The organism is Streptomyces luteosporeus, assembly GCF_039532865.1.
Classification (GTDB): domain Bacteria; phylum Actinomycetota; class Actinomycetes; order Streptomycetales; family Streptomycetaceae; genus Streptomyces; species Streptomyces luteosporeus.
This window is the reverse complement of sequence record NZ_BAAASL010000005.1, coordinates 307,193-324,215: the sequence shown is the minus strand read 5'-3', so window position 1 is coordinate 324,215 and position 17,023 is coordinate 307,193. Positions and strand designations below refer to the sequence as shown.

Below are 17,023 nucleotides of genomic sequence, written 5' to 3'. Positions count from 1 at the left end.
GTAACCCCCGCGTATCACCCGACACGCACCCGCACCACCGCAACACCAGCACCACCGCACCACCAGCTCCACACGCTTTACAGCTCAACACCGTTCAAGACCGTCTCTTCAGCGAACAAAGAACTGTGAGGAACGTGCACGTGAGGAAACGTGACCAGTGGCTCGCCGCCCCGCTCACCGCGGGGCTCGCCGCCGCCCTGCTCAGCGGGTGCGGATCGGAGGACGGCAAGGCGGCCGGCACCGGGGAGTCGGTGGTCATGGGGATGTCGGACGAGGTGCTCGCCACCGACCCGGCCTCCGGTTACGACCCGGGATCCTGGCTGCTGTTCAACAACGTCTTCCAGTCGCTGATGAGCTTCCCCAAGGGCAGCACCACGCCCCAGCCGGACGCCGCCAAGCAGTGCAAGTTCAAGGACGAGGGCAGCACCGTCTACCAGTGCACCCTCCAGGACGGGCTGAAGTTCAGCAACGGCCACCCCCTCACCTCCGAGGACGTCGCCTTCTCCTTCCGCCGCACGCTGAAGATCAACGACAAGGACGGTCCGGCGGGTCCGATGCTCTCCTCCATCGGGGACATCCAGACGCCGGACAAGTCGACCGTCGTCTTCAAGCTCAAGCGCTCGGACGCCACCTTCCCCCAGAAGATCGCCTCCGGTGCCGGCTCGATCGTCGACCACACCGAGTACCCGGCCGACAAGCTGCGCACCGACGGCAAGGCCGTCGGCTCCGGGGTCTACACGCTGGACTCCTTCGACAAGACGAAGGCCGTCTTCAAGGTCAACGGCTCCTACAAGGGCCCGGCCACCGTGCAGAACAAGGGCATGACCCTGAAGTTCTTCCACGGCGACCAGGGCTCCTTGAAGTCCGCCGTGCAGAAGGGCGACGTCGACCTCGCCTACCGAGGCCTCGCCATGAAGGACCTCGCCGACCTGGAGACCACCTCCGGCGCCAAGGGCGCCCTGACGGTCGTCGAGGGCAACAGCGCCGAGGTCCAGCACCTGGTCTTCAACCTCAAGGACCCGGTCGTCGGCAAGGCCGGCGTGCGCAAGGCCATCGCCTACCTCATCGACCGCAGCGCCCTGGTGCGCGACGTCTACAAGCGCACCGCCGAGCCGCTGTACTCGGTGGTCCCCAGTGGCATCACCGGCCACAAGACGCCGTTCTTCGACATCTACGGCGACCGGCCGCAGCCCGCGAAGGCCGCCGACGCCCTGCACTCGGCGGGCATCAGCGGCAAGGTCAAGCTCACCCTGTGGGCCACCCCGGTCCGTTACGGCCCGGCCACCGTCGCGGAGTTCCAGGAGATAGCCAAGCAGCTCAACGCGAGCGGCCTGTTCGAGGCGGACGTCCAGACCGCCCCCATCGACCAGTACGAGAAGGACATCGCGGCCGGCAAGTACGCCGTCTACGTCAAGGGCTGGGTGCCCGACTTCCCGGACCCCGACAACTTCACCGCGCCGTTCTTCGGCGACGACAACGTCCTCGCCAACAACTACCAGTCGAAGGACATCGCGGCGATCCTGCCGGCCACCGCCGCCCAGGGCAGCCGCGCCGCCACCGTCGGCGACTTCGCCAAGCTGCAGACCACCGTCGCCCAGGACCTGCCCATCCTCCCGCTGTGGCAGGGCAAGCAGTACGCGGTGGCCAACGAGAACATCTCCGGCCTGCAGTGGACCCTCGACGCCTCGACCGTCTTCCGGTTCTGGGAGATCAGCAAGACCAAGAAGGACTGAGCCGGGCCGGCACGCACCACGCCGGCACAGCAAGAGGGCGGGCCCCCTGCCGGGGGCCCGCCCTTTACGCGTTCGCCGCTTCGCTCACTGCGCGCCGGGGCGCACCAGACCGCTCTCGTAGGCGTACACCGCCGCCTGCACCCGGTCGCGCAGCCCCAGCTTCGTCAGCACGTGCCCCACGTGCGTCTTGACCGTGGTCTCGCTCACGAACAGGTCGGCGGCGATCTCCGCGTTCGACAGGCCGCGGGCCACCAGCTTGAGCACCTCGACCTCGCGCTCGGTGAGCGTGCCCAGGTTGTCCGGCAGCGGCTCCTCGCCCGACGGCAGATGACCGGCGTACTTGTCCAGCAGCCGCCGCGTGATGCTCGGCGCCAGCATCGCCTCGCCGCCCGCCACCACCCGGATCGCCTGCACCAGCTCATGGGCGGGGGCGTCCTTGAGCAGGAAGCCGCTCGCACCCGCGCGCAGTGCCTCCACCACGTACTCGTCCAGATCGAACGTGGTCAGCACCAGCACCTTCGCCGGGCCCTTGCGGTCCGGCCCGGTGATCTGGCGGGTGGCCTCCACGCCGTCCATGCGGGGCATCCGGATGTCCATCAGCACCACGTCCGGCTGCAGCGCGCGGACCTGGTCCAGCGCCTGCAGGCCGTCGCCGGCCTCGCCGACCACGACCAGATCCTGCTCGGCCTCCAGGATCATGCGGAAGCCGGTGCGCAGCAGCGGCTGGTCGTCGACCAATAGGACCCGGATCGCCACAGGAACACTCCTTCGCTAGACCGTGTCCATTCTGCCCTGACCGTCCTCGGCCGGGGCAGCCGGTCCGTCCTCGCCCGCCGGGCGCTGCGCCGGCAGCGGCAGCGGGTACGGCGGGGGAGTGCCGCCGAACTCCGGGCAACGGGCCCGGTGGTCGCACCAGCCGCACAGCTTCGTCGGCCGCGGCCGCCAGTCGCCCGTCTCGGTCGCCAGCGAGATGGCCTCCCACAGGGCGCGCAGCTTGCGCTCCACCGCCAGCAGCTCCGCCTCGACCGGGTCGTACGTCAGCACGTCCCCGCTGCCCAGGTAGACCAGCTGCAGCCGGCGCGGCACCCGGCCGCCGGTGCGCCACATCACCAGCGCGTAGAACTTCATCTGGAACAGCGGCTCGGCCCGGTACTGCGGCCCGGGCGCCTTGCCCGTCTTGTAGTCGACGATCCGCACGTCGCCGCTCGGCGCCACGTCCACCCGGTCGACGATGCCGCGCAGCGTCAGCCCCGCCTCCCCGACGTCCGGCAGCACCGTCTCCACGTACAGCTCCCGCTCGGCGGGCTCCAGCCGGGTCGGGTCCTCCAGGGTGAACCAGCGCTCGACCAGGCGGCCGGCCTCCGCCAGCCACCCGGCCAGCCGCTCGGGGTCGTGGGCGCCGTCCTCGCCGAGGAAGAGCTCGGCCAGCTCCGGCCGGGCCGCCAGCAGCTTCTCCCACTCGCCCGGCAGCAGGCCCTGCGCCCGCGCCGGCGTCCGCTCCGCGGCCGGGGCGTCGAACAGCCGCTCGAGCACCGCGTGCACCACCGTGCCCCGCGTGGCCGCGGCGCTCGGCTTCTCCGGCAGCCGGTCGATCACCCGGAAGCGGTACAGCAGTGGGCACCGCATGAAATCGGCCGCGCGCGACGGCGACAGCGCGGCCGTGCGCCCGGTGCGGGCGGGGGCGGCGGAAGGGTCGGGGGCGCTCTCCATGACAGAGAACCCTACGGCCCACCGGCAGCTGCAGTCCGCATACCATCGACCGTAGGCGTCCGAAGACTGCATGATGATCTTGAAAGCGCCCGGGACGGGCGGCGGGAGCCGGACGGAACGAGGGGACACCGTGGACAACAGCGGGCAGGGGCGCAGCGGCGGCGAAGAAGCCGGCCGACCGGCCGGGCCCGAGGACCCCAAGCCGCCTCGCCCCCGCGAGAGCGGCGGCGGCATCCTCATGGGCCGGCCCTTCGGCGTGCCCGTCTACGTCGCCCCCAGCTGGTTCCTGGTCGCCGCCCTGATCACCTGGGTCTTCGGCGGCCAGCTCGAACGCGTGCTGCCCGACCTCGGCGCGATCCGCTACCTGGTCGCCCTCTTCTTCGCCGTCGCCTTCTACGGCTCCGTCCTCGTCCACGAGCTCGCCCACACCGTCGCCGCCCTCTGCTTCAAGCTGCCGGTGCGCCGCATCAAGCTGCAGTTCTTCGGCGGCGTCTCCGAGATCGAGAAGGAGAGCGAGAGCCCCGGCCGCGAATTCGTCCTCGCCTTCGTCGGCCCCCTGCTCTCCCTCGCCCTCGCCGGCGTCTTCTACCTCGGCATGCGCGGCGTCGAGGCCGGCACCGTCCCCGGCGTCCTGCTCGGCGGCCTGATGATCTCCAACCTCCTCGTCGCCGCCTTCAACCTGCTGCCCGGCCTGCCGCTCGACGGCGGCCGCATGCTGCGCGCCGTCGTCTGGAAGATCAGCGGACGCCCCATGACCGGCACCGTCGCCGCCGCCTGGGTCGGCCGCGCGCTCGCCGTCGCCGTCCTCATAGGGCTGCCCCTGCTCACCCGCGGCGGCGACACCGAGAACCTCCGCGGCGTCGACGTGCTCACCGACGCCATGCTCGCCGCCATCCTCGCCGCGATCATCTGGACCGGCGCCGGCAACAGCCTGCGCATGGCCCGCCTGCGCGAGCACCTGCCCGGACTGCGCGCCCGCACCCTGACCCGGCGCGCCGTGCCCGTCACCGCCGCCACGCCGCTGTCGGAGGCCCTGCGCCGGGCCCACGAGGCGGGGGCCCGCGCGCTGGTCGTCGTCGACGGGCAGGGCACCCCCACCGCCATCGTCCGCGAGGCCGCCATCGGCGGCGTCCCCGAGCACCGGCGCCCGTGGGTGCAGTCCGGCACGCTCGCCCAGGAGATCACCGACGGGATGCGCCTGCCGGCCGCCCTGGCGGGCGAGGACCTGCTCGACGCGCTGCGGACGGTTCCGGCGACGGAGTACCTGGTGGTGGAGGAGAGCGGCGAGGTGTACGGCGTCCTGTCCACGACGGACGTCGAACGAGCCTTCGTGGCCGCAATGGCCCGCCCCTCGTCCTAGCGGACGGCCCGGCGGATTTTCGCCACGGGCCACCACGGCGCCCCGCAGGGGCGCGGGGAACTGCGCGACAAGCCACGACGCGCCTGCAGATCGTCGACCGCGGGCCGCCGGTGGCCGATCGCGCAGTTCCCCGCGCCCCTACGGGGCGCAGCCCCCGGAGCGCAGGCGCCGGGCCCACAGGGACCACGTGTGGTCAGCGGGCCGCAGGCCACCCGGTAGGCTGGTCACATGTCCGAACCGACCGGTGCCGCCCGCCGTCGCGGGCCCTTCCAGGTCGGGGACCAGGTCCAGCTCACCGACCCCAAGGGGCGCCACTACACGTTCACTCTCGAGGCCGGGAAGAATTTCCACACCCACAAGGGTTCCTTCCCCCACGACGAGCTGATCGGCGCGCCCGAGGGCAGTGTTGTCCGCACCACGGGGAACGTCGCGTACCTCGCGCTGCGTCCCCTGCTCCCCGACTACGTCCTGTCCATGCCCCGCGGTGCCGCCGTGGTCTACCCGAAGGACGCGGGGCAGATCCTGGCCTTCGCCGACATCTTCCCCGGCGCGCGCGTCGTCGAGGCCGGAGTGGGCTCCGGCTCGCTGTCGAGCTTCCTGCTGCGCGCCATCGGCGACCAGGGCATGCTGCACTCCTACGAGCGCCGCGCCGACTTCGCCGAGATCGCCCAGGCGAACGTGGAGCGCTACTTCGGCGGTCCGCACCCCGCCTGGCAGCTGACCGTCGGCGATCTGCAGGACAACCTGTCGGACACCGACGTCGACCGCGTGATCCTCGACATGCTCGCCCCCTGGGAGTGCCTGGAGGCCGTCTCCAAGGCGCTGGTCCCCGGCGGCATCCTGTGCTGCTACGTGGCCACGACCACGCAGCTGGCGCGGACGGTGGAGTCCATCCGGGAGATCGGCTGCTTCGCCGAGCCGCAGCCCTGGGAATCCATGATCCGCAACTGGCACGTCGAGGGTCTGGCCGTGCGCCCCGACCACCGCATGATCGGCCACACCGGCTTCCTGGTCACCGCCCGTCGCCTGGCCGACGGCGTGGAGCCCCCGATGCGCCGCCGCCGGCCCGCCAAGGGCGCCTACGGCGAGGACTACGAGGGCCCGAACAAGGGCTGACGCCCACCACGGCACGCAACGAACACGCGCCGCCGCCGAGTACCGCGCACCGCGGAACTCGGCGGCGGCGCGCGTACGTTGGGCGGTGCGCGGGCCCGGGCCCGCGCTTCCGCGGCGCGGGCCCGTGTGGCACGATGCGGAAGATTTCCGTCCTTGCAGCCCCCACCTCGTCAGGAGTCAGCGCGCGTGCAGCCGTCGGCGTCCCTCCCGCACACCCGCTCCCGGCCCGTGCACTGGGTGGTCACCGCGGCCGCGGTGGCCGGCACGGTCCTCGGCGCCGCGCTGGCCGGACCCGCCGAGGACCACGCCGAGCCCGTCGCGACCGCAAAGGCGCCCGCCGCGCCGGCGCCGCTGCCGGCGCCCGATCCGGCGGCCGCCCGCTACCCGCTGGAGTGCGGGCCGGCGGGCGTGGAGGTGACCGGCACGGCCGCGGCCGACCTCGACCGGGACGGGCGGCCGGAGACGGCCGTGGCGGTGCGCTGCCACTCGGGGGCGGGCACCCCGCCCAGCGGCGTGTACGTCCTGGGGGCACCGCAGGCGCCCGGCGGCTCGCCCCGGGTGCTGGCCACCTTGGTGGACCCCCGGCAGCGGATGAGCGTGACGGGCCTGCAGGCGGCCGCGGGGACGGTTTCGGCCACCCTGCTCGGCTACTCCTCGGCCGGGGTGCCGCGCTGCTGCCCGGATCTGCGCCGGGCGGTCAAGTGGCACTGGCGCGGCGGGAAGTTCGTCCTGGGCGCCCTGCCGGTGTCCGAGGCGGCCTGACCGGTCACCGACCGTCACGCGCGACCGGTGCCCCGGCTACGGAGCGTCGGGCCCGTACACCTCGACCTTGTCGGCGACGCGGCGGACGTGGATGCAGTCGCCGGGGCACTCCTTCGCCGAGTCGCGCACGTCGTTCAGCAGCGGCAGCGGGACGGGCGTGGTGGCACCCTTGTCCTGGAGCAGCTCGTCGTCGGGGCTCTTCACGTAGGCCAGCCCGTCGATGTCGAGCTCGAAGATCTCGGGGGCGTACTGCGCGCAGATGCCGTCGCCGGTGCACAGGTCCTGGTCGATCCAGACCTCGAGCTCGTCGAGTCCGTCGTCCCGCACAGTCATCTCGCCTGCCGTTTCCTGCATTCGTGAACCAATTGGAGCCAGCCCTGACGGGTGTTGACCGAGTCGACGATACAACCGCCCGCTTTCCGATGTTGATGGGTGGGTATTCCCCTCACGTGAGGACGTGCGCAAGGGTGAAGATCGGACACACTCCGACCGGGTTTGTGATCTAGGGGTTTCAACCTGCACCGGCCCAGGTAGGGTCAGGAAGCGTCCAGCTCCCCTTGGAGGAGGTGAGGACCGTGGCAGCCCACGACGACGACATCAACCGCGGCATCCGGCCGGGGCGGGGGTCCGACGACCCCGCGGGCCAGGTTGCCTATCTCGAGCAGGAGATCGCCGTCCTGCGACGCAAGCTCGCCGACTCTCCGCGTCACACGAGGATTCTCGAGGAGCGGATCGTCGAGCTCCAGACCAACCTGGCCGGCGTCTCCGCTCAGAACGAACGGCTCGCGAACACGCTCCGTGAGGCCCGCGACCAGATCGTGGCCCTCAAGGAGGAGGTCGACCGGCTCGCCCAGCCGCCGGCCGGCTTCGGCGTCTTCCTGACGGCCAACGAGGACGGCACCGCCGACGTCTTCACCGGGGGCCGCAAGCTCCGGGTGAACGTCAGTCCCAGCGTCGAGGCGGAGGACCTGCGCCCCGGCCAGGAGGTCATGCTCAACGAGGCGCTCAACGTGGTCGAGGCCATGGCGTTCGAGCGGCACGGCGACATCGTCACCCTCAAGGAGGTCCTCGAGGACGGCGAACGCGCCCTGGTGATAGGGCACACCGACGAGGAGCGGGTGGTGCGGCTCGCCGAGCCGCTGCTGGACACCACCATCCGCCCCGGCGACGCCCTGCTGCTGGAGCCCCGTTCCGGCTACGTCTACGAGGTCATCCCCAAGAGCGAGGTCGAGGAACTCGTCCTCGAAGAGGTCCCGGACATCGACTACAGCAAGATCGGCGGTCTGGGCAACCAGATCGAGCTGATCCGCGACGCGGTCGAGCTGCCGTACCTCTACCCGGACCTGTTCAAGGAGCACGAACTGCGGCCGCCCAAGGGCGTGCTGCTGTACGGGCCGCCCGGCTGCGGCAAGACGCTCATCGCCAAGGCCGTGGCCAACTCCCTTGCCAAGAAGGTCGCGGAGGTCACCGGCAAGCCCGCGGGGAAGAGCTTCTTCCTGAACATCAAGGGCCCCGAGCTGCTCAACAAGTACGTCGGCGAGACCGAGCGGCACATCCGGCTGATCTTCCAGCGCGCCCGGGAGAAGGCCAGCGAGGGCACGCCCGTGATCGTCTTCTTCGACGAGATGGACTCCCTCTTCCGCACCCGTGGCTCCGGGGTCAGCTCGGACGTGGAGAACACCATCGTCCCCCAGCTGCTCTCCGAGATCGACGGCGTGGAGGGCCTGGAGAACGTGATCGTGATCGGCGCCTCCAACCGGGAGGACATGATCGATCCGGCCATCCTGCGCCCCGGCCGGCTCGACGTGAAGATCAAGATCGAGCGCCCGGACGCCGAGGCCGCCAAGGACATCTTCTCGAAGTACCTGACCGAGACCCTGCCCCTGCACGCCGACGACCTCGCCGAGCACGGCGGGGACGCCAGGGCCACCATCGAGGGCATGATCCAGTCGGTCGTCGAGCAGATGTACGCCGAGTCCGAGGAGAACCGCTTCCTGGAGGTCACCTACGCCAACGGTGACAAGGAAGTCCTCTACTTCAAGGACTTCAACTCCGGCGCGATGATCCAGAACATCGTCGACCGGGCCAAGAAGATGGCGATCAAGGCGTTCCTGGACCACAACCAGAAGGGTCTGCGCGTCTCCCACCTGCTCGCCGCCTGCGTGGACGAGTTCAAGGAGAACGAGGACCTGCCGAACACCACCAACCCGGACGACTGGGCCCGCATCTCCGGAAAGAAGGGCGAGCGGATCGTCTTCATCCGCACCCTGGTCACCGGCAAGCAGGGCGCGGACACCGGCCGCTCCATCGACACCGTGGCCAGTACCGGCCAGTACCTGTAACACCGCCGTCCGGCTGCGGATGTCCCTGTTGTTCCTCCTTCCCCCGCCCCCGGTGGGGGAAGGGCCAGGGCGTCCGCAGCCGGACGTGTTTTGCACACGGATCCCCACCGGCACCTTCCCGGGGATCCTCCCGCACGCTCCTGCACCACCTGTGGGACGCGCACGGCACCGCCGCCCGCGCGCCGCGCGAACCGCAGCAATGACTGTAATGATCTCCCCAGCGCCGCAAACCCGTTCTAGGCTCTTCGGTACCGCCGCAGAAGCGCCGTGGGGGGATCGGGGACCGTATACGGACCGGAAGCGCAGCGGTACTTGAGCGCCGACCCCACCGGGGGGCGCCGCCGGGCAAGGAGGGCCGCATGACCGTACGGCGAGTAATGGGCATCGAGACGGAGTACGGGATCTCCGTCCCCGGTCACCCGAACGCCAATGCCATGCTCACCTCGTCCCAGATCGTCAACGCCTACGCGGCCGCGATGCACCGGGCACGCCGTGCCCGCTGGGACTTCGAGGAGGAGAACCCGCTGCGGGACGCCCGCGGCTTCGACCTCGCCCGCGAGGCCGCGGACGCCAGCCAGCTCACCGACGAGGACATCGGCCTGGCCAATGTCATCCTGACCAATGGCGCCCGGCTCTACGTGGACCACGCCCACCCCGAATACAGCTCGCCCGAGGTCACCAATCCCCGCGACGCCGTCCTGTGGGACAAGGCCGGCGAGCGGATCATGGCCGAGGCCGCCGAGCGGGCCGCCCAGCTGCCCGGCGCCCAGCCCATCCACCTCTACAAGAACAACACCGACAACAAGGGCGCCTCCTACGGCACGCACGAGAACTATCTGATGAAGCGGGAGACCCCGTTCTCGGACATCGTGCGCCACCTGACCCCCTTCTTCGTCTCCCGCCAGGTCGTGGCCGGCGCGGGCCGGGTCGGCATCGGCCAGGACGGCCACGAGCACGGCTTCCAGATCAGCCAGCGCGCCGACTACTTCGAGGTCGAGGTGGGCCTGGAGACCACCCTCAAGCGGCCCATCATCAACACCCGCGACGAGCCGCACGCCGACGCCGAGAAGTACCGCCGGCTGCACGTGATCATCGGGGACGCCAACCTCTCCGAGATCTCCACCTACCTCAAGCTCGGCACCACCGCCCTGGTGCTCTCCATGATCGAGGACGGCTTCATCACCACCGACCTCGCCGTCGAGCAGCCCGTGCGCACCCTCCACCGGATCAGCCACGACCCCTCGCTGCGCCGCCTGGTCACGCTCCGCAGCGGCCGGACGCTCACGGCCGTACAACTGCAGATGGAGTACTACGAGCTGGCCCGCAAGTACGTCCAGGACCGCTTCGGCGCGGACGCGGACGAGCAGACCAAGGACGTGCTCGGCCGCTGGGAGGACGTCCTCGGCCGCCTGGAGCGCGACCCCATGAGCCTGGCCGGCGAGCTGGACTGGGTGGCCAAGCTGGAGCTGCTGGAGGGCTACCGCCGGCGCGACGGCCTGGACTGGGACGCGGCCCGGCTGCACCTGGTGGACCTGCAGTACGCAGACGTGCGCGCCGACAAGGGTCTGTACAACCGCCTGGCGGCCCGGGGCAAGGTGCGGCGCCTGGTGGACGAGGCCGAGGTGGCCCGGGCCCGTACGGCCCCGCCGGAGGACACCCGCGCCTACTTCCGCGGCCGCTGCCTGGAGCAGTACGCCGACGACGTGGCCGCGGCCTCCTGGGACTCGGTGATCTTCGACCTCCCGGGCCGGGACTCCCTCCAGCGGGTCCCCACCCTGGAGCCGCTGCGGGGCACCCGCAACCACGTCAAGGAGCTGCTGGACCGCTGCCGCACCGCCGAGGACCTGGTCCGGGTGCTCTCCGGCGGCTGAGCGGGGTCTGAGGACCGGGGGAAACGGGAATCATCCCGGTGGCTCCGGGACGTTGTAGGAAGTGCAGGGCCGATCCCGGGCCCTGCTTGTAGGGTCTGATCTTGAACGTCTCGTGCACGTATCGACCGAGCGGGGTGAGGGGTATGGCGACCAAGGACACCGGCGGCGGACAGCAGAAGGCCACGCGTGCGACGGAGGAGGCCGAGGAGCAGGCGCAGGACGCGCAGGTCTCGGAGGACCTCAAGGAGCGCCAGGAGAAGCTGTCGGACGACGTGGACTCCGTGCTGGACGAAATCGATGATGTGCTCGAAGAGAACGCCGAGGACTTCGTTCGATCCTTTGTGCAAAAGGGCGGACAGTAGAGCGGGCCTGCCGTCCCGTGCCCCCCACGGGGCACGGGACGGCCGCCTTGCGACCCGGCGATAGGGTCCCTGCAGAATTTCAAGATCTCTTCGAAGGATTCGTGTGGAAGCCAATTTCTCCAGTACCGGGCGCCTGCCGGCCGCCTTCCTGACGCCGGGCTCCTCGTCCTTCATGGACTTCCTCGCCCAGCACCAGCCGGAGCTGCTGCCCCGCAACCGCCAGCTGCCCGCCCAGGGGGTGATCGAGGCCCCGCACGGCACGACCATCGTCGCCGCGTCCTTCCCCGGCGGGGTCGTCCTCGCCGGTGACCGGCGGGCCACCATGGGCAACGTGATCGCGCAGCGCGACATCGAGAAGGTCTTCCCCGCCGACGAGTACTCGGCGGTGGGCATCGCCGGCACCGCCGGCCTGGCCGTGGAGATGGTCAAGCTCTTCCAGCTGGAACTGGAGCACTTCGAGAAGGTCGAAGGCGTCCAGCTCTCGCTGGAGGGCAAGGCCAACCGCCTGTCGACCATGATCCGCAGCAACCTCGGCATGGCCATGCAGGGCCTGGCCGTGGTGCCGCTGTTCGCCGGCTGGGACGTGGACCGGGAGAAGGGCCGCATCTTCTCCTACGACGTCACCGGCGGCCGTTCCGAGGAGCACGGCTACGCCGCCACGGGCTCCGGCTCGCTGTTCGCCCGCGGCGCGCTCAAGAAGCTCTACCGGGACGACCTCACCGAGCAGCAGGCCACCACGCTCGTCGTCCAGGCGCTCTACGACGCCGCCGACGACGACTCCGCCACCGGCGGGCCGGACCTCGCCCGCCGCATCTACCCGATCGTCACCGTGATCACCGACGAGGGCTTCCGCAGGCTCACCGAGCCCCAGAGCGCCGACATCGTCCGTGCCGTCCACGAGCGGCGGCTCGAGGAACCGGACGGCCCGCGCGCCGCCCTGCTCTAGCCGCCGCGGTACCTTTCGTGATCGCTCCTCCACTGACAGAAAGGGACGGATAACGGTGTCGACGCCGTTCTATGTCTCACCCCAGCAGGCCATGGCCGACCGCGCCGAGTACGCCCGCAAGGGCATCGCGCGCGGCCGCAGCGTCGTGGTCCTCCAGTACACCGACGGTGTCCTCTTCGTCGCCGAGAACCCGTCCCGGGCCCTGCACAAGGTCAGCGAGATCTACGACCGCATCGCCTTCGCGGCGGTCGGCAAGTACAACGAGTTCGAGAACCTGCGCATCGGCGGCGTCCGCTACGCCGACCTGCGCGGCTACACCTACGACCGGGGCGACGTCACCGCCCGCGGCCTGGCCAACGTCTACGCCCAGACCCTGGGCACCATCTTCTCCAGCGCCGGCGAGAAGCCGTACGAGGTGGAGCTGATCGTCGCCGAGGTGGGGGCCGCCCCCGAGGACGACCAGATCTACCGCCTGCCGCACGACGGCTCCATCGTCGACGAGCACGGCTCGGTCGCGGTCGGCGGCAACGCCGACCAGATCAGCAACTACCTCGACCAGCGGCACCGCGACGGCATGACGCTCGCCGAGGCCCTGAAGCTGGCGGTCGAGTCGCTGGCGCGCGACACGAACGGCAGTGAGCGCACGCTCACCGCCGAGCAACTGGAGGTCGCGGTCCTGGACCGCACGCGCCCCCAGACGCGCAAGTTCAAGCGCCTGCTGGGCCGCCAGCTCACGCGCCTGCTGGAGGGCGACACGACGGCCGCGGCGGCGGAGGCCGAGGAGGAGTAGCTCTGCGGCCGGTGGCCGCAACCACCTTCGCCCCGTAGGGGCGCGGGGAACTGCGCGACAAGCCACGACGTGCCCGCAGATGAGGGCCGTGCGTCGGCTGCGGGCCGTCGGCGGCCGATCGCGCAGTTCCCCGCGCCCCTACGGGGCGGTGGCCGCCCCCGATGACGCGCGCGGCATCAGCCGCACCGGCAGTGTTTCCGGCGCCGCCGCACGGCCCTCCAGCACCGCCACCAGCGCCCGCAGGCCCGCCTCGCCCACCCGCTCCGCGGGCAGCCGGACGGTCGTCAGCTCGGGCTCGACCGCCCGGGCCAGGGCCAGGTCGTCGAAGCCGGTCACCGAGACGTCGGCGGGCACGCGCAGCCCGAGCCGCCGGGCGGCCTTGCACGCGCCCGCCGCGAGCACGTCCCCGTCGCACACCAGGGCCGTCGGCCCCGCGGCGAGGGCGCGCTCGGCGGCCGCCCGGCCCGCGTCGACCTCCAGGGGCGCCCGCTCGGTCCGTACGACCTGCGCGCCGGCCGCGCCCACGTGCTCGGCCAGGGTGCGCGCCCGTACCCGGAAGGTCCACGAGTCCACGTCGGCCGCGATGTGGGCGAAGCGCCGGTGTCCCAGGGCCAGCAGATGGTCGGCCACCTGGCGCATGCCGTCGGCGATGTCGGGGTTGACGGTCGCGGCGGCCTCCGGCCGGGAGGGGTCGCTGTCGAGCATGACCAGCGGCAGTCCGCCCTCGCGCAGGTCGGTCAGTGCCTCGGCCGCCATGGAGGAGGCGATCACCCCGTCCAGGGCGGCCCGCGCGGAGGCGAAGGGGTCGCGGGCCCTGCCGGTACCCTCGGGGGAGGGGTAGAGCAGCACGCCGATGCCGTGTTCGGCGGCGGCCCGTGCCGCCCCGGCGTGGACGCGGGCGAAGAATTCGTTGGTCAGGGCCGGCACCACCAGCAGGGCGGTGCGGGTGCGGCCCAGCCGCAGGTTGCGGGCGGCGAGGTTGGGCCGGTAGCCGAGCTCGCGGGCGGCGTCGCGCACGGCGGCGGCGGTGCGCTCGGAGACCCGGCCGCGCCACTTGTCGCCCATCACGAGCGAGACGGTGGCCTGGGAGACCCCGGCGGCCCGTGCCACGTCCCGGCTGGTGGTACGGGTGACCCCCGCCTGCCGGCCCCGTCCCGCGTCGACGTCCGTCACCGGTGCTGCGCCCCTCTCGCTGCTGCCGTGCCGCCGCGCGGGTGGACCCGCGGGCTGGCGTCATGGTACGTATAACTAGTCTAGTTATACGTAAAACGAGAACGATCAAGACGAAAGGCGGACCATGGCGGCGGCGGGCGGCGGTTACGTCGACATGCTCAAGACGCGGCACGCGGCGCGACTGCTCACCGGCACCCTCGTGGGCCGGCTCCCGAACGCCACCGCGGCGCTCGCGATCGTGCTGTTCGTGCGCGCCGAGGGCGGCAGCTACACCCTCGCCAGCGTCCTGTCGGCCGTCTACGGCGTGGCCAACGCCGTCGGCCAGCCCCTGCTGGGCCGGGCCGTCGACCTGCACGGCCAGCCGCGGGTCCTGCTGCCGTCGGCCCTGCTGGCCGCGCTCGGCATGTCGCTCTTCGCCGCCGTCGGCCTGGAGCCGCTGCCGGTGGTCTACGCGGCCGTGATCGTCGCCGGCTTCTTCACGCCGCCCCTGGAGGGCGGCCTGCGGGCGCTGTGGCCGTCCGTCCTCAAGAGCCAGGACCGCATCCACGCCGCGTACTCCCTCGACGCCATCGCCCAGGAAGTGATGTACGTCGTCGGGCCGCTGCTGATCACCTGGCTGGTCTCCTGCTGGTCCGAGGCCGGCGCGCTGTACGTGATCAACGCGCTCGGCGCCCTGGGCGCGCTCGCCGTCGTCACCTCGCCGCCCTCGCGGCAGTGGCGCAGCGAGCCCCGTGACGCCCACTGGCTGGGCGCCCTGCGCTCGCGCGGCCTGCTGGTGCTGCTGGGCACCTTCTTCTTCATCGGCTCCGCGCTCGGCTCCATCGCGGTGGCCGCCGTGGCCTACGGCGACGCCCACCACAACGGCGACGCCGCCGGCTGGATCCTCTCCGCGCTGGGCGTGGGCGCCCTGATCGGCGGCACCGTCTACGGCGCCCGGGAGTGGCCCGGCAGCCCCGAGCAGCGGCTGCGGGTGCTGGTGACCGGCCTCGCCGCGGGGTACGTCCCGCTGCTGCTGATGCCGGGTGTCTGGCCGATGGTCGTGCTCGCCGGTGTCGCCGGCGTCTTCCTGGCGCCCTGCCTGGCCTGCGCCTTCGTGGTGGTCGACCGGCACGCGCTGCGCGGCACCGTGACGGAGGCGTTCTCCTGGCTGGTCACCTCCTTCGGCGTGGGCGCGGCCATCGGCACCGCCGTCGCCGGCCCGGTGCTGCAGCACGCCGGGGTCCGCTCGGGCTTCCTGGTCGCCGTCGGCGGCGGGGCCGCTGCCCTGGTGGTGCTGCTGTGCGCCCGGCGCTCCCTGCGGGCTCCCGAGGTGCCCTCGACCGTGGTCGCGCGGTCGGAAAATGATCGGAACGGTGCGGTCGAACCCGGTTTCAGCGCAGGGCATCAGGCGTAATGTTCAGGCATGGACCGCCGCATTTTCGGGCTGGAGAACGAGTACGGCGTCACGTGCACCTTCAGAGGACAGCGCCGACTGTCCCCTGACGAAGTGGCGCGGTACCTCTTCCGTCGTGTCGTTTCCTGGGGCCGCAGCAGCAATGTCTTCCTGCGCAACGGCGCCCGTCTCTACCTGGATGTGGGATCGCACCCGGAATATGCCACTCCGGAGTGCGACAACGTGATCGAGCTGGTCACCCACGACAAGGCGGGCGAGCGCATCCTCGAAGGTCTCCTCGTCGACGCCGAACGCCGCCTGCACGAGGAAGGCATCGCGGGCGACGTCTATCTCTTCAAGAACAACACCGACTCCGCCGGGAACTCCTACGGCTGCCACGAGAACTACCTCGTCGCGCGGCACGGGGAGTTCTCGCGTCTTGCGGACATCCTCATCCCGTTCCTGGTCACCCGGCAGCTGCTGTGCGGCGCGGGCAAGGTGCTGCAGACCCCGCGCGGTGCGGTCTACTGCGTCAGCCAGCGCGCCGAGCACATCTGGGAGGGCGTCAGCTCCGCCACCACCCGCTCACGGCCGATCATCAACACGCGCGACGAGCCGCACGCCGACGCCGAGCGCTACCGCCGGCTGCACGTGATCGTCGGCGACTCCAACATGTCCGAGACGACCATGCTGCTCAAGGTGGGCGCCACCGACCTGGTGCTGCGCATGATCGAGGCGGGCACCGTGATGCGCGACCTGACGCTGGAGAACCCGATCCGGGCCATCCGCGAGGTCAGCCACGACATCACCGGGCGCCGCAAGGTCCGCCTGGCCAGCGGCCGGGAGGCCTCGGCGCTGGAGGTCCAGCAGGAGTACTACGAGAAGGCCGTCGACTTCTGCGAGCGCCGCGGCATCCGCACCGGCACCGTCGAGCGGGTGCTGGAGCTGTGGGGGCGCTCGCTGGAGGCCATCCGCGACGAGCAGCTCGACCGCATCGCCACCGAGATCGACTGGGTGATGAAGTACCAGCTCATCGAGCGCTACCGCACCAAGAACAACATCACCATGTCGCATCCGAGGGTGGCCCAGATAGACCTGGCGTACCACGACATCCACCGCCGCCGGGGGCTGTACTACCTGCTGGAGAAGCGCGGCCAGGCGGCGAGGGTGTGCAACGACGTCCGCATCTTCGAGGGCAAGTCGGTGCCCCCGCAGACCACCCGGGCCCGGCTGCGCGGCGACTTCATCCGCCGGGCCCAGGAGCAGCGCCGGGACTTCACGGTCGACTGGGTGCACCTGAAGCTCAACGACCAGGCCCAGCGCACGGTGCTGTGCAAGGACCCGTTCCGTTCCGTCGACGACCGGGTGGAGAAGCTCATCGCCGGAATGTGAGGGTCCGATCTCTCGTGAAGGGCACGTGTGTGCGCCGGGTTCACCGGACCCGGCGCACATCCGTGTCGGACGGGGTTGATCGGCGGCGGGCAGG

Annotated in this window: 15 protein-coding genes; 11 read left to right on the top strand and 4 right to left on the bottom strand. The window is 71.2% G+C overall.

What is annotated here, in order from left to right; all coding sequences use genetic code 11:
* Nucleotides 1–140: 140 nt before the first annotated feature.
* Nucleotides 141–1,733: an ABC transporter substrate-binding protein gene (locus ABD361_RS08685; RefSeq protein WP_344434264.1), complete on the top strand. Its 1,593-nt coding sequence runs from the start codon at nt 141–143 to the stop codon at nt 1,731–1,733.
* An 84-nt stretch (nt 1,734–1,817) separates the two neighbouring features.
* Here ABD361_RS08685 and ABD361_RS08680 read toward each other — a convergent pair whose 3' ends face one another.
* Nucleotides 1,818–2,489 carry a response regulator gene (locus ABD361_RS08680; protein ID WP_344434263.1) on the bottom strand — a complete coding sequence of 224 codons (672 nt, stop codon included), beginning with the start codon at nt 2,487–2,489 and terminating at the stop codon, nt 1,818–1,820.
* 15 nt (nt 2,490–2,504) lie between these two features.
* A complete protein-coding gene (locus ABD361_RS08675) occupies nt 2,505–3,443 on the bottom strand; it encodes a RecB family exonuclease (RefSeq protein ID WP_344434262.1) in 939 nt (312 codons plus the stop codon).
* Between the two features lie 130 nt (nt 3,444–3,573).
* Between ABD361_RS08675 and ABD361_RS08670 the strand changes: the two genes are divergently transcribed.
* The 3 genes from ABD361_RS08670 (at nt 3,574) to ABD361_RS08660 (ending at nt 6,681) form a co-directional block, all read left to right on the top strand.
* The gene (locus tag ABD361_RS08670) at nt 3,574–4,803 is read left to right on the top strand and encodes a site-2 protease family protein (protein WP_344434261.1); all 1,230 of its coding nucleotides are present in this window, start codon (nt 3,574–3,576) and stop codon (nt 4,801–4,803) included.
* Between the two features lie 228 nt (nt 4,804–5,031).
* Complete coding sequence (locus ABD361_RS08665) at nt 5,032–5,919, top strand: tRNA (adenine-N1)-methyltransferase (protein ID WP_344434260.1); 888 nt, start codon at nt 5,032–5,034, stop codon at nt 5,917–5,919.
* Between the two features lie 186 nt (nt 5,920–6,105).
* The gene (locus ABD361_RS08660; protein WP_344434259.1) at nt 6,106–6,681 is read left to right on the top strand and encodes a hypothetical protein; all 576 of its coding nucleotides are present in this window, start codon (nt 6,106–6,108) and stop codon (nt 6,679–6,681) included.
* Nucleotides 6,682–6,717: 36 nt separating this feature from the next.
* On the opposite strand, the gene ABD361_RS08655 is transcribed toward ABD361_RS08660, so the two are convergent.
* Nucleotides 6,718–7,014 (bottom strand): ferredoxin, encoded by a 297-nt coding sequence (locus ABD361_RS08655; RefSeq protein WP_344434258.1) that lies wholly within the window; start codon nt 7,012–7,014, stop codon nt 6,718–6,720.
* A 242-nt stretch (nt 7,015–7,256) separates the two neighbouring features.
* On the opposite strand from ABD361_RS08655, the gene arc reads away from it, so the two are divergent.
* The 5 genes from arc to prcA all read left to right on the top strand — a co-directional run bounded on the left by arc (nt 7,257) and on the right by prcA (nt 12,992).
* Nucleotides 7,257–9,023, top strand: a complete 1,767-nt coding sequence (gene arc / locus ABD361_RS08650) for a proteasome ATPase (RefSeq protein WP_344434257.1) — start codon at nt 7,257–7,259, stop codon at nt 9,021–9,023.
* Nucleotides 9,024–9,382: 359 nt separating this feature from the next.
* Nucleotides 9,383–10,894 (top strand): depupylase/deamidase Dop, encoded by a 1,512-nt coding sequence (gene dop / locus ABD361_RS08645; protein ID WP_344434256.1) that lies wholly within the window; start codon nt 9,383–9,385, stop codon nt 10,892–10,894.
* A gap of 143 nt (nt 10,895–11,037) precedes the next feature.
* Complete coding sequence (locus ABD361_RS08640) at nt 11,038–11,256, top strand: ubiquitin-like protein Pup (protein ID WP_344434255.1); 219 nt, start codon at nt 11,038–11,040, stop codon at nt 11,254–11,256.
* A 103-nt stretch (nt 11,257–11,359) separates the two neighbouring features.
* Entirely contained in the window at nt 11,360–12,202 is an 843-nt protein-coding gene (gene prcB, locus ABD361_RS08635) for a proteasome subunit beta (RefSeq protein WP_344434254.1), read from the top strand.
* Between the two features lie 55 nt (nt 12,203–12,257).
* Entirely contained in the window at nt 12,258–12,992 is a 735-nt protein-coding gene (gene prcA / locus ABD361_RS08630; RefSeq protein WP_344434253.1) for a proteasome subunit alpha, read from the top strand.
* A 138-nt stretch (nt 12,993–13,130) separates the two neighbouring features.
* On the opposite strand, the gene ABD361_RS08625 is transcribed toward prcA, so the two are convergent.
* Nucleotides 13,131–14,165: a LacI family DNA-binding transcriptional regulator gene (locus tag ABD361_RS08625; protein WP_344434252.1), complete on the bottom strand. Its 1,035-nt coding sequence runs from the start codon at nt 14,163–14,165 to the stop codon at nt 13,131–13,133.
* A gap of 124 nt (nt 14,166–14,289) precedes the next feature.
* Here ABD361_RS08625 and ABD361_RS08620 point away from each other — a divergent pair, with 124 nt between their 5' ends.
* Both ABD361_RS08620 and pafA read left to right on the top strand, forming a co-directional pair.
* Complete coding sequence (locus ABD361_RS08620; protein WP_344434251.1) at nt 14,290–15,558, top strand: MFS transporter; 1,269 nt, start codon at nt 14,290–14,292, stop codon at nt 15,556–15,558.
* A 9-nt stretch (nt 15,559–15,567) separates the two neighbouring features.
* Nucleotides 15,568–16,929, top strand: a complete 1,362-nt coding sequence (gene pafA / locus ABD361_RS08615) for a Pup--protein ligase (protein WP_344434250.1) — start codon at nt 15,568–15,570, stop codon at nt 16,927–16,929.
* Nucleotides 16,930–17,023 lie beyond the last annotated feature (94 nt).

What these genes read in the sequence shown, in the direction of transcription:
- ABD361_RS08655 (WP_344434258.1), bottom strand. Translation starts at nt 7,014, where the DNA reads ATGACTGTGCGGGACGACGGACTCGACGAGCTCGAGGTCTGGATCGAC.
- dop (WP_344434256.1), top strand. Translation starts at nt 9,383, where the DNA reads ATGACCGTACGGCGAGTAATGGGCATCGAGACGGAGTACGGGATCTCC.
- ABD361_RS08665 (WP_344434260.1), top strand. Translation starts at nt 5,032, where the DNA reads ATGTCCGAACCGACCGGTGCCGCCCGCCGTCGCGGGCCCTTCCAGGTC.
- ABD361_RS08620 (WP_344434251.1), top strand. Translation starts at nt 14,290, where the DNA reads ATGGCGGCGGCGGGCGGCGGTTACGTCGACATGCTCAAGACGCGGCAC.
- ABD361_RS08640 (WP_344434255.1), top strand. Translation starts at nt 11,038, where the DNA reads ATGGCGACCAAGGACACCGGCGGCGGACAGCAGAAGGCCACGCGTGCG.
- pafA (WP_344434250.1), top strand. Translation starts at nt 15,568, where the DNA reads ATGGACCGCCGCATTTTCGGGCTGGAGAACGAGTACGGCGTCACGTGC.
- ABD361_RS08675 (WP_344434262.1), bottom strand. Translation starts at nt 3,443, where the DNA reads ATGGAGAGCGCCCCCGACCCTTCCGCCGCCCCCGCCCGCACCGGGCGC.